Genomic DNA, 11,936 nt, shown 5'->3' with positions numbered 1-11,936 from the left:
CACGCAGCTTCACCGTAGCCGACAGCCTTGCAACTCCCTATAATGCCGCCCCTATGGCTAATCAGAAGAAACACCCAACAGGGACCATCGCGCAAAACAAAAAGGCGCGACACGATTACTTCATCGAACATCGGTTCGAGGCTGGTCTGGTCCTGGCCGGCTGGGAAGTAAAAAGTCTGCGGGCGGGCAAGGCGCAACTGGTCGACAGTTACGTGCTGCTCAAGGATGGCGAGGCCTGGCTGCTGGGTAGCCATATCACGCCACTGACCACCGCTAGCACCCACGTCATTGCCGACCCGGTACGCACGCGCAAGCTGCTGCTCAACCAGCGCGAGCTGGCCAAGCTGTTTGCCGCGGTGCAGCAGAAGGGTTACGCGTGTGTCTGCCTGTCGCTGTACTGGAGCAAGCATTTGATCAAATGCGAAATCGCTCTGGGCAAGGGCAAGAAGGAATACGACAAGCGTGACACTGAGCGCGAACGCGACTCCAATCGTGAGCTGCATCGCGCCGTGCGCAACAAGGGCAAGGAAGAGTAAGACCTCGACCTGCACCCCTTGCCACCGGCATGCCGGCTCCTGATCCAGGAGCTGGCTGCCGGCGTTTACCCCGCCTACATCCCCTTGCGCCGCTCCGCGCGCGCCATGCGCTGCACTTCCTGACGCACTTCCTCCAGCACTTCCTGCACATACAGAATGTGGCGACTGGAGACTTCCCGCGCCTGTTCCGCGCGCCCTTCGATAATCGCCAGATACAAATCACGGTGCTGACTGATCAGCATGTCGCGGGTTTCCGTGCGCTGCTTGTACATGCCGCCGATGTTGGTCACAACGTTGCGCTTGAGCAGGTCGAACAGCCCGCGAATAGTGTGCAGCAACACCGCGTTATGGCTGGCTTCGGCGATGGCCAGGTGAAACCTGGCATCGGCGGCGCCCTCTTCGATCCGGTTGCTATCGCCTGGGCGGCTGTAACAGTCCTGCAGTTCCTCAAACGCTGCCGTCAGCCGCTCGCGGTCCACCTCGGTGGCGCGCAAGGCCGCGTAATAAGCGCAAGAGGCTTCCAGGGTGTGGCGAAACTCCAGCAGATCGCGCTGGGCTTCAGGGTTGCTTTCCAGCAGGTGTAGTAGCGGATCGCTAAAGGTCGAGCCGAGGGAATCGACCACATAGTTACCGCCCCCCTGGCGACTGATCAGCAAACCCTTGGCTGTCAGTTTCTGGATCGCCTCGCGCAATGAAGGACGTGACACGCCAAATTGTTCGGCCAAGGCCCGCTCGGCCGGCAAGCGTTCACCTGACGTCAAAGTGCCCTCAAGGATCATGCCCTCGAGCCGCTCGACAATATCGTCAGACAAACGGCGCTGACGTATCTGATCAAACCCCATAACCCACTCTCCACCATCCCGACCATGTGCCGGGCTCTCTATTCTGGCCTATTGAGTCCGGGCCGACACCTACCAGACGCTGCTCGATTGAACCGATCAGATGCTCGCCACATAGCGCATTCGACAAAAGTTTTAGGGCGGCAAATTGACACATCCCACACAAGGCTTTTACCCTAGCCAACAGTGATTGTAAATTGGTCTTACCAATTTACCGAATCACATCGAAGTGCCTGACCAACAACAATTAGGGGCCACCCCATATGCAAACCTGGCAACAGCTCTATAGTCCGCTTGGCAGCCTCGGCCTGTCCGCCCTCGCCGCCGTTATCCCGATCGTGTTCTTCTTCCTGGCTTTGGCCGTGTTCCGCCTCAAAGGACACGTCGCCGGGAGCATTACCCTGGCCTTGTCGATTCTGGTGGCGATCTTTGCCTTCCAGATGCCTGTCGACATGGCCCTCGCTGCCGCTGGCTATGGATTTGCCTACGGTCTGTGGCCTATCGCCTGGATCATTGTCGCCGCTGTCTTCCTCTACAAACTGACCGTAAAAAGCGGCCAGTTCGAAGTCATCCGCAGCTCGGTGCTGTCGATCACCGACGACCAGCGCCTGCAAGTGCTGCTGATCGGTTTTTGCTTCGGTGCCTTCCTCGAAGGTGCCGCCGGCTTCGGCGCGCCGGTGGCGATCACCGCCGCGCTGCTGGTAGGCCTGGGCTTCAACCCGCTGTACGCCGCCGGCCTGTGCCTGATTGCCAACACCGCGCCCGTGGCCTTCGGTGCCTTGGGGATTCCGATCATCGTCGCTGGCCAGGTGACAGGTATCGACGCGTTCAAGATCGGCGCCATGACCGGTCGCCAGCTGCCGCTGCTGTCGCTGTTCGTGCCGTTCTGGCTGGTGTTCATGATGGACGGCATGCGCGGGGTCAAAGAAACCTGGCCTGCCGCGCTGGTCGCCGGCCTGAGCTTTGCCATCACCCAGTACTTCACTTCGAACTTCATCGGCCCGGAACTGCCGGACATCACCTCGGCCCTGGCCAGCCTGATTTCCCTGACCCTGTTCCTCAAGGTCTGGCAGCCAAAACGCAGCGCGGGCGCACAAATCGCCGGCGCGACCTCAGGCACCGCAATCACTGCCAGCGCCGGCGGCTTCGGCCTGCCGCGCAGCACAGTGGCCTCGCCTTACAGCCTGGGTGAAATCTTCAAGGCCTGGTCGCCGTTCCTGATCCTGACCGTGCTGGTGACCATCTGGACCCTCAAGCCCTTCAAGGCCATGTTCGCCGCGGGTGGCTCGATGTACAGCTGGGTGTTCAACTTCGCGATTCCGCACCTGGATCAGATGGTGATCAAGGTCGCACCGATCGTCACCAACCCGACCGCGATTCCGGCGGTGTTCAAGCTCGACCCGATTTCCGCGACCGGCACTGCGATTTTCTTCTCGGCGCTGATCTCGATGCTGGTGCTGAAGATCGATTTAAAAACTGGTCTTACCACTTTGAAAGAGACCTTTTACGAGCTGCGCTGGCCGATTCTGTCGATCGGCATGGTGCTGGCCTTCGCCTTTGTCACCAACTATTCCGGCATGTCCTCGACCATGGCCCTGGTCCTGGCCGGCACCGGCGCGGCCTTCCCGTTCTTCTCGCCGTTCCTTGGCTGGCTCGGTGTGTTCCTGACTGGCTCGGACACCTCGTCCAATGCCCTGTTCAGCTCGCTGCAAGCCACCACCGCGCACCAGATCGGGGTCAATGACACCCTGCTGGTGGCGGCCAACACCAGTGGCGGCGTCACCGGCAAGATGATCTCCCCGCAATCGATCGCCGTGGCCTGCGCCGCGACCGGCCTGGTGGGCAAGGAATCCGACCTGTTCCGCTTTACCCTCAAGCACAGTCTGTTTTTTGCCACTATTGTCGGTCTCATCACCCTGGCCCAGGCTTACTGGTTTACCGGCATGCTGGTGCACTAAGCGCGACACGTAGACGCAAGAACCTGCGCCGGGCCAGCCCCCGGCGCAAGCAATTCACAACCGGGTCTGCAAGGCTGCTGAAAGTTTGCCTCTTTACTATCAGCAGCCTCAGCGGACGGATAACCGGGACCACCCGGAGACACGCCTGATGAGCGAGCTTTTTTACAACGCTGTGCCCAATGCGACCCGCGTCGCACCGCCGCTGGCCGAACCACGCCAGTACCCCAGCGAAAAACCGCAGCAGGTCTATCTGTTCGGAACCTGCGTGGTCGACCTGTTCTATCCCGAAGCCGGGATGGACGCGATTCATCTGCTGGAGCGCGAAGGCATTCGCGTCGAGTACCCGCAAGGACAAAGCTGCTGCGGACAACCGGCCTACACCTCGGGCTATACCGAGCAGGCACGGGCCGTGGCGCGCTCGCAACTGGCGCTGTTTGCCGGGGACTATCCGGTGGTGGTGCCGTCCGGCTCCTGCGCCGGGATGTTGCGCGAGCATTACGCCGACTTGTTCAAGAATGAGCCGCAGATGCTGATACAGGTTCAGGCCCTCGCGGCGCGGACCTACGAGCTGGCGGAGTTCCTGCTGTTTGTATGCAAGGTGCAACTCAAGGACAGCGGCGAGCCGATCAAGGTCGCGCTGCACACCTCGTGTTCGGCACGTCGGGAAATGAACACCCACCTGCATGGCCGCCAATTGCTGTCGCAGTTGGGCAATGTGGAACGGGTCGAACACAGCCATGAAAGCGAATGCTGTGGCTTCGGCGGGACTTTCAGCGTCCGAATGCCAGACATCTCCGGCGCGATGGTGGCGGACAAGACCCGCTCGCTGAAAGAGTCCGGCGCGCACAAGGTGCTCAGCGCCGACTGTGGCTGCCTGATGAACATCAACGGCTCGCTGGAGAAACAACAGGCCGCGCTGCGTGGGCAACACCTGGCAAGCTTCCTCTGGCAGCGTACCGGGGGTGGCCAATGAGCACGCCGCAGCTGATACCGACCGTTACCGTGTCGGAAGATTTTCGTACCCGGGCCCACCAGGCCCTGGGTGATACGCAACTGCGCAATAACTTTCGCAGTGCGATGGATTCATTGATGACCAAGCGTGCGGCGTCGTTCAGCGATGCCCACGAGCGGGAACATCTGCGAGCGCTGGGCAATGCTGTCCGCGCCCGTGCGTTATCCAAGCTGCCCGACCTGCTCGAGCAACTTGAACAGAACCTGACCCGCAACGGTGTGACAGTGCACTGGGCGGAAACGGTGGACGAGGCCAATGGCATCGTCCTCTCGATCATCCGCGCTCACGAGGCACGGCAAGTGATCAAGGGCAAATCGATGGTCAGCGAAGAGATGGAAATGAACCATGTCCTCGCTGAACAAGGCATTGAATGCCTTGAGTCGGACATGGGCGAATTTATCGTCCAGCTCGACCACGAGAAGCCTTCACACATCATTATGCCGGCGATCCACAAGAACGCCGGTCAGGTCGCGTCCTTGTTCCACGACAAACTTGGCGTGGAGTACACCAAGGACGTTGACCAACTCATTCAGATCGGTCGCAAGGTCTTGCGGCAGAAGTTTTTCGAAGCGGACATCGGCGTCTCCGGCGTCAACTTCGCGGTGGCCGAGACCGGCACCCTGCTGCTGGTGGAAAACGAAGGCAATGGGCGCATGTCCACCACCGTGCCGCCGGTGCACATTGCCGTCACCGGCATCGAGAAAGTCGTCGAGAACCTGCGCGACGTAGTGCCGCTGCTGTCGCTGCTGACCCGCTCGGCCCTCGGCCAGCCCATCACCACCTACGTCAATATGATCTCCGGGCCACGCCAGGCGCATGAGCTCGACGGCCCGCAGGAAGTGCACCTGGTGCTGCTGGACAACGGTCGCAGCCAGGCCTTTGCCGACAGCGAGCTGCGCCAGACCCTGAACTGCATCCGCTGCGGCGCCTGCATGAACCACTGCCCGGTCTACACCCGCATCGGCGGCCACGCCTACGGCGAGGTCTACCCCGGTCCGATCGGCAAAATCATCACCCCGCACATGGTCGGCCTGGCGAAGGTTCCGGATCACCCCAGCGCTTCGTCGCTGTGCGGCGCCTGCGGTGAAGTGTGCCCGGTGAAGATCCCGATCCCGGCGCTGCTGCGGCGCCTGCGCGAAGAAAACGTCAAGGCCCCGGACAGCCCTCATCAAGTGATGCGCGGCCAAGGCAGCAAGTACTCGCGCAAGGAACGCTTCATCTGGAACGCCTGGGCCCGGCTCAACAGCTCGCCCACGCTCTATCGGCTGTTTCTCCTGGCCGCCACTCGCCTGCGTGGGCTGACGCCAGGCAATGTCGGGCCCTGGACGCAAAACCACAGCGCGCCGAAACCTGCCGCTCGCTCACTGCATGACCTGGCCCGCGAGCACTTGGCCAAACAGGAGGACCGCCGATGAGCGCCAAACAGAACATCCTCGCCAAGCTGCGCCACAGCCTGACCGGCACCACCACGGTGGCGGACAACTTCGACGAAGCGCTGGTGACCGAGCCCTACACCTACAGCCCGGAACAACGCATCCCGCAACTGCGCAAACTGATGGAAGCGGTGCACACCGAAATCCACCTCAGCACCGGCGCCGATTGGCCCGGGCTGCTGGCCCAGCTGCTCAAGGACCGGCAATTGCCCAGCCTGCTGATCGCCCCCACCACGGCCCACGGCCAGCGTGTCACCGCGTACTGGGCTGAACACTCGGATCTGCCGACACTCAAGGCCTACGACCGGCCGGTGGAAGAGTGGAAAGCCGAGTTGTTCAACGACACCCCGGCCAGCCTCACCACCACCCTCGGCGCAATTGCCGCCACCGGCAGCCTGATCCTGTGGCCGACCCGGGAAGAGCCGCGCCTGATGAGCCTGGTGCCGCCGGTGCATTTTGCCCTGCTCAAGGCCAGTGAAATTCGCGACAACTTTTATCAGGTCCAGCAGCAGATGAACTGGGCTGCCGGCATGCCGACCAATGCCCTGCTGGTGTCCGGCCCGTCGAAGACTGCCGACATCGAGCAAGTCCTGGCTTACGGCGCCCACGGCCCGAAAGACCTGGTGGTACTGATCCTGGAGGACCAATGAGCCTACCGGCCGCTTTCCTGCGTGATGCGCAGCAACTGATTCCCCAGGAGCGACGTTTCGACGACCCGCTCTCCACCCTGGCCTTTGGCACCGACGCCAGTTTTTATCGGCTGATCCCCAAGCTGGTGATCCGCGTCGAGTCCGAAGACGAAGTGGTCGCCCTGCTCGAACTGGCCCAGCGTGACCGCGTGCCGGTCACCTTCCGCGCCGCCGGCACCAGCCTTTCGGGGCAGGCCATCAGCGACTCGGTATTGATCGTGCTGGGGGATAACTGGAACGCGAAAGAAATCCGCGGGCAAGGCATGCAGATCCGTCTGCAACCGGGAGTGATCGGGGCCCAGGCCAATGCCTGGCTGGCACCGTTCGGGCGCAAGATCGGCCCTGACCCGGCCTCGATCAACGCCTGCAAGATCGGCGGTATCGTCGCCAACAACGCCAGCGGCATGTGCTGCGGCACCGCGCAAAACACCTATCACACCCTGGCCGGGATCCGCCTGGTACTGGCCGACGGCAGCCGCCTCGACACCGAAGACGGCAACAGCGTGGCCGCGTTCCGCAACAGCCACGGCGAACTGCTGGAGCGCCTGGCAACCCTGGGCCGCGAGACGCGGGCCAATGCCGAGCTGGCGGCCAAGATCCGCCATAAATACCGCCTGAAAAACACCACCGGCCTGTCGCTCAATGCCCTGGTGGATTACGACGAGCCTGTGGATATCTTGAGCCATCTGCTGGTGGGCTCCGAAGGCACCCTGGGTTTTATCAGCGCAGTGACCTACGACACGGTGATCGACCACCCGAACAAGGCGTCGGCGCTGATCGTGTTCCCCGATGTGGAAACCTGCTGCAACGCCGTGACCGTGCTCAAGAGCCAACCGGTCTCGGCCGTGGAACTGCTGGACCGCCGCAGCCTGCGCTCGGTGCAGGACAAGCCCGGGATGCCGGCCTTTGTCCAGCAACTGTCGGCCAGTGCCTGCGCGCTGTTGATCGAGTCCCGCGCCGCGTCGTCGTCGCTGCTGCACGAGCAACTGGCGCAGATCATGAATTCCCTGGCCGCCTTCCCGGTGGAAAAGCAGGTGGACTTCACCGAAGACCCGCAGGAAAACGCCAAGCTCTGGGCAATCCGCAAGGACACCTTCCCCGCCGTGGGCGCGGTGCGTAAAACCGGGACCACGGTCATCATCGAAGACGTGACGTTCCCGGTCGAACAGTTGGCTATCGGCGTCAACCGCCTGATCGAGCTGTTCGACAAGCACCATTACGACGAGGCGATCCTGTTTGGCCATGCCCTGGAGGGCAACCTGCACTTCGTCTTCACCCAAGGCTTCAACAGTGCCGAAGAAGTGGCGCGTTACCAGGCGTTCATGGATGACGTGGCGCAGTTGGTGGCGGTGGAGTTCGGAGGTTCGCTCAAGGCCGAACACGGCACCGGGCGCAACATGGCGCCCTTTGTCGAGCTGGAATGGGGCAGCGATGCCTACCAGTTGATGTGGCAACTCAAGCGTCTGCTCGACCCCAACGGCATCCTCAACCCGGACGTGGTGCTCAGCGACGACCCGCAAATCCACCTCAAGCACCTCAAGCCGCTGCCGGCGGCGGACGAGATTGTGGATAAGTGCATCGAGTGCGGGTTCTGCGAACCGGTGTGCCCGTCCAAGGGGCTGACCTTGAGTCCGCGCCAGCGCATCGTCATCTGGCGCGATATCCAGGCGAAAAAACGTGCCGGCATCGACACCCGCGAACTGCAAGAGGCCTATCAGTACCAGGGCATCGACACCTGCGCCGCGACGGGTCTGTGTGCGCAACGCTGTCCGGTGGGCATCAACACCGGGGAGCTGGTGAAGCAACTGCGCAGCCGCAACGCCACCCACGGCAAGACCGCCGACTGGCTGGGCAATCACTTCGCGACCACCTTGCAGGGCGCGCGCTTTACCCTGCACGTGGCCAACGGCGCGCGCATGCTGCTGGGGGCTCCGCGCCTGGCCAGGCTGTCGGCGTCCTTGAGCAAGCTGTCCAAGGGTCAGGTCCCGCAATGGACCAGCGCCATGCCGCAACCGGAAAAGGCCATCCGTTTCAGCCCCAGCGTCAGCGATCAGCGCCCACGGGTGGTGTACCTGGCGGCGTGCGTCTCGCGGGTGATGGGCCCGGCAGCAGGCGACAAGGAACAGATGTCGCTCTATGACAAGACCCGGGGCCTGCTGGAAAAAGCCGGCTTCCAGGTGGTGATCCCCGACAACCCGGACAGCCTCTGCTGCGGCCAGCCGTTCGCCTCCAAAGGCTATGCGGAGCAGGCCGAACACAAGCGCCAGGAGTTGATCGGCGCCCTGCTCCATGCCAGCCGTGGCGGCCTCGACCCGATCTACTGCGACACCAGCCCGTGCACCCTGCGCCTGGTCCAGGACCTGGGCGATGTGCGTCTGGACCTGTACGACCCGGTACGTTTCATCCGCACCCACCTGATGGACCGGCTGGAATTCACCCCCCAGGAAGCACCTATCGCAGTGCATGTCACCTGCAGCACCCAGCACCTGGGAGAAAGCCAGGCCCTGATCGACCTGGCCCGGCGCTGCAGCAGCAACGTGGTGATTCCGGAGGGTATCCACTGTTGCGGTTTCGCCGGCGACAAGGGCTTCACCACCCCCGAACTCAATGCCCATTCACTGCGCAACCTCAAGGACGCGGTGCAGCATTGCAGCGAAGGGATCTCCACCAGCCGCACCTGTGAAATCGGCCTCAGCCAGCACGGCGGCATCGACTATCACGGGCTGGTGTACCTGGTGGACAGGGTCACCCGGGCCAAGGTGGCCTGAGGCATCAACCTGACTGAAAAGGGGCATCTTTGCCCCTTTTTAGTGCCCCCGGCACTAGCCAGGTGGTTTTTTCATAACCGGAGTAAAAAAAACCGAATTCCTGCGCGCGGCTATAGTCATCTGCTTAGGCCCCAGTGAATGAGGCTTATAACCGACCTCGGCAGGTTGTCCTGATTGATCGGCAGCACCGAGACTAATCGTTCAAGGAGATACCTTATGAAGCGTTCTGCATTGGCTGGACTGTTCATTACTGCGGCAATGTTGGCCTCCCCGGTGTTCGCGGCCGCGCAGGAAGACCTGTGTCAGATCAACCTGCAAAAAATCCGCGACGCCAAAGTCAGCACTGAAGCCATGAGCGAGCAACTGAGCAACGACATCGACGCGTCGGTTCAACAGGCAACCGCCGAGAAAGCCAAAGGCACCGAGGAAGGCACCAAGAATTGCATCTCGCTGACCACCCAGGCGATCCAGAAATTGCAGAACAACACCAAGGGCGATCAGTAAGCAACCGCTCAAGGTCAACCTTCGGGTTGGCCTTCTGAGCCCGGTTGGCGTACACTGTGTCGACCTGCTGGTTACGTACAGCAGGTTCGGGGCCGTTTAGGATTCGACGCCGGTTGCGAAACTTTAGGTGCATGCCGAGTTGGTAACAGAACTCGTAAATCCACTGTTGCAACTTCCTATAGTTGCCAATGACGAAACCTACGGGGAATACGCTCTCGCTGCGTAAGCAGCCTTAGCCCTTCCCTCCTGGTACCTTCGGGTCCAGCAATCATCAGGGGATGTCTGTAAACCCAAAGTGATTGTCATATAGAACAGAATCGCCGTGCAGTACGTTGTGGACGAAGCGGCTAAAACTTACACAACTCGCCCAAAGCACCCTGCCCGTCGGGTCGCTGAGGGTTAACTTAATAGACACGGCTACGCATGTAGTACCGACAGCGGAGTACTGGCGGACGGGGGTTCAAATCCCCCCGGCTCCACCATTTAGTCTTCCCAGGAAGACCCAGAAAAGCCGTAAAGCCTAGAGAAATCAAAGCTTTACGGCTTTTTTCTTGCCCGCGTTTTCCCACCTGATCCCAGGGCATCCCACAGTTGACGGGGGCATATATGGGGGCATAAAACGCTCATCAGCTCGCTCGGAGAGGATGTGCCCCCAATGCCCCTGAAAGACACCAACTGCCGCAACGCTAAGCCCCAGGACAAGCCCTATCGGCTATACGACGAACAGGGTCTGTACCTTGAAGTGCAGCCCAACGGAGGCCGTTACTGGCGCTTGAAATACCGTTTTTTGGGAAAGGAAAAACGCCTGGCTCTTGGTGTTTACCCTGAGGTCGGCTTGCAGGAAGCTCGGCGCAAACGTGATGACGCTCGCGTCCAACTTGCCAGCGGCCAAGATCCTTCGCTGCAAAGACGCATGGCCAAGGTGGTCAGCCAACTTGATCACCAGCACACTTTTGAATCGGTTGCCACGCAGTGGCTCAATATTCGCGAATCCTCCTGGGACCCGGAGTACACCCGGACTGTACGGCAGCGCCTTGAGCTCAATGCCTTCCCCTGGCTGGGAAAACTCCCGATTAGCAGCATCAGCACGCCCATGCTGGTCGAAAACCTCCAGCGCATTATCAAGCGCGGCGCTCGCGAGACGGCGCGTCGTGTTGCCCAGATCTACAAACAGATTTTTGAGTTCGCCGAAGCTGCCGGCATCACCCCGCCCAACCAGATAGGGAATCTCTCACGGACGCTCCCAGCCAAGCGGGTGAAACACTTTGCTGCCGTGACCGATCCTGAAAAACTCGGGGCACTGCTCAAAGCACTGGATAGCTACACGGGAACAATGCCTGTTTGTTGTGCACTCAAACTGGCCCCATTGCTGTTCTGCCGGCCCGGTGACCTGCGCCACATGGAGTGGTCGGAGGTCAATCTGGATGCGGGCGAGTGGTTGATTCCCGGCCACAAGATGAAAGGGCTCACTGCCACCAAACAGGATCGGCCGGATCATTTGGTTCCTCTCAGCCAACAAGCAATCGCGGTTCTGCGCGAGCTGAAACCACTCACCGGCAGACATCGGTACGCCTTCCCCTCGGCACGAGGAGGCGACCGGCCGATGTCCAACAATGCAGTACTCAGCGCGTTACGCCGCATGGACATCAGCGGCGACGAAATGACTGGGCACGGCTTTCGTGCGACAGCGAGAACCATAGGCGCTGAGGTGCTGGGGTTTCGCCCCGATCTTCTGGAGCATCAGCTTGCTCACACGGTAAAAAATCCGCTGGGACGTGCGTACGATCGAACCACCTTCTTGCCGGAGCGGCGTGAAATGATGCAGATCTGGGCCGACTTTTTGGACTCGATAAAACGCTGAATGCAAGCGCCCCCATCAGCCAGCAAGCCTTCAAGCTAATACGAGCACTATCTTATCGCTCCAGTACTGGCTGAATTGCTAAACTGCGCCGATTTGGCGCCTGTAATGCGCCAGGCGCAGTCCAAAAGGAATTCCTACCGATGTCAGCCTTATCAGCTTTGCTGAATACCTACCGCAGCGCTTCTGTCACCGAACGCGAAAAAGGTACTTATTAACCCGGCAATCAAATACACCAAATCATGCTGCGTAGGCGATACGTGGATGCCGGAAATAAGAACGGATTCTTTGAGGGCGTAATTGCAATCGTCTCATGACCGAGCGAACACGCCTTTCCAG

Annotated in this window: 9 protein-coding genes and 1 other RNA gene; 9 read left to right on the top strand and 1 reads right to left on the bottom strand. The window is 60.8% G+C overall.

Going from position 1 to position 11,936, the window contains the following annotated elements; translation table 11 throughout:
* Positions 1-53: 53 nt before the first annotated feature.
* Complete coding sequence (gene smpB, locus AC19YX_RS34295) at positions 54-536, top strand: SsrA-binding protein SmpB (protein WP_020299934.1); 483 nt, start codon at positions 54-56, stop codon at positions 534-536.
* A 74-nt stretch (positions 537-610) separates the two neighbouring features.
* Here the strand turns inward: smpB and AC19YX_RS34290 are convergent, their stop codons facing one another.
* A complete protein-coding gene (locus AC19YX_RS34290; protein WP_500607987.1) occupies positions 611-1,378 on the bottom strand; it encodes an FCD domain-containing protein in 768 nt (255 codons plus the stop codon).
* A gap of 260 nt (positions 1,379-1,638) precedes the next feature.
* Between AC19YX_RS34290 and AC19YX_RS34285 the strand changes: the two genes are divergently transcribed.
* The 8 genes from AC19YX_RS34285 (at position 1,639) to AC19YX_RS34250 (ending at position 11,600) form a co-directional block, all read left to right on the top strand.
* Positions 1,639-3,333 carry a lactate permease LctP family transporter gene (locus AC19YX_RS34285; protein WP_500607986.1) on the top strand — a complete coding sequence of 565 codons (1,695 nt, stop codon included), beginning with the start codon at positions 1,639-1,641 and terminating at the stop codon, positions 3,331-3,333.
* A 148-nt stretch (positions 3,334-3,481) separates the two neighbouring features.
* The gene (locus AC19YX_RS34280; RefSeq protein WP_500607985.1) at positions 3,482-4,306 is read left to right on the top strand and encodes a (Fe-S)-binding protein; all 825 of its coding nucleotides are present in this window, start codon (positions 3,482-3,484) and stop codon (positions 4,304-4,306) included.
* A complete protein-coding gene (locus AC19YX_RS34275; protein ID WP_500607984.1) occupies positions 4,303-5,760 on the top strand; it encodes a LutB/LldF family L-lactate oxidation iron-sulfur protein in 1,458 nt (485 codons plus the stop codon). Before AC19YX_RS34280 ends, AC19YX_RS34275 begins: the two co-directional genes overlap by 4 nt.
* Positions 5,757-6,428 (top strand): LutC/YkgG family protein, encoded by a 672-nt coding sequence (locus AC19YX_RS34270; RefSeq protein ID WP_500607983.1) that lies wholly within the window; start codon positions 5,757-5,759, stop codon positions 6,426-6,428. Before AC19YX_RS34275 ends, AC19YX_RS34270 begins: the two co-directional genes overlap by 4 nt.
* Positions 6,425-9,235, top strand: a complete 2,811-nt coding sequence (locus AC19YX_RS34265; protein ID WP_500607982.1) for an FAD-binding and (Fe-S)-binding domain-containing protein — start codon at positions 6,425-6,427, stop codon at positions 9,233-9,235. Before AC19YX_RS34270 ends, AC19YX_RS34265 begins: the two co-directional genes overlap by 4 nt.
* Before the next feature lie 216 nt (positions 9,236-9,451).
* Entirely contained in the window at positions 9,452-9,739 is a 288-nt protein-coding gene (locus AC19YX_RS34260) for a PA2433 domain-containing protein (RefSeq protein ID WP_078469766.1), read from the top strand.
* A gap of 88 nt (positions 9,740-9,827) precedes the next feature.
* Positions 9,828-10,221, top strand: a transfer-messenger RNA (tmRNA) gene (ssrA, locus tag AC19YX_RS34255).
* Positions 10,222-10,394: 173 nt separating this feature from the next.
* Positions 10,395-11,600 (top strand): tyrosine-type recombinase/integrase, encoded by a 1,206-nt coding sequence (locus tag AC19YX_RS34250; RefSeq protein WP_023109106.1) that lies wholly within the window; start codon positions 10,395-10,397, stop codon positions 11,598-11,600.
* The last annotated feature ends 336 nt before the right edge of the window (positions 11,601-11,936 follow it).

This window comes from Pseudomonas sp. MF09150, assembly GCF_059862355.1.
Note: the sequence above shows the minus strand (reverse complement) of the source record. Positions and strands in the feature narration are given on the sequence as shown.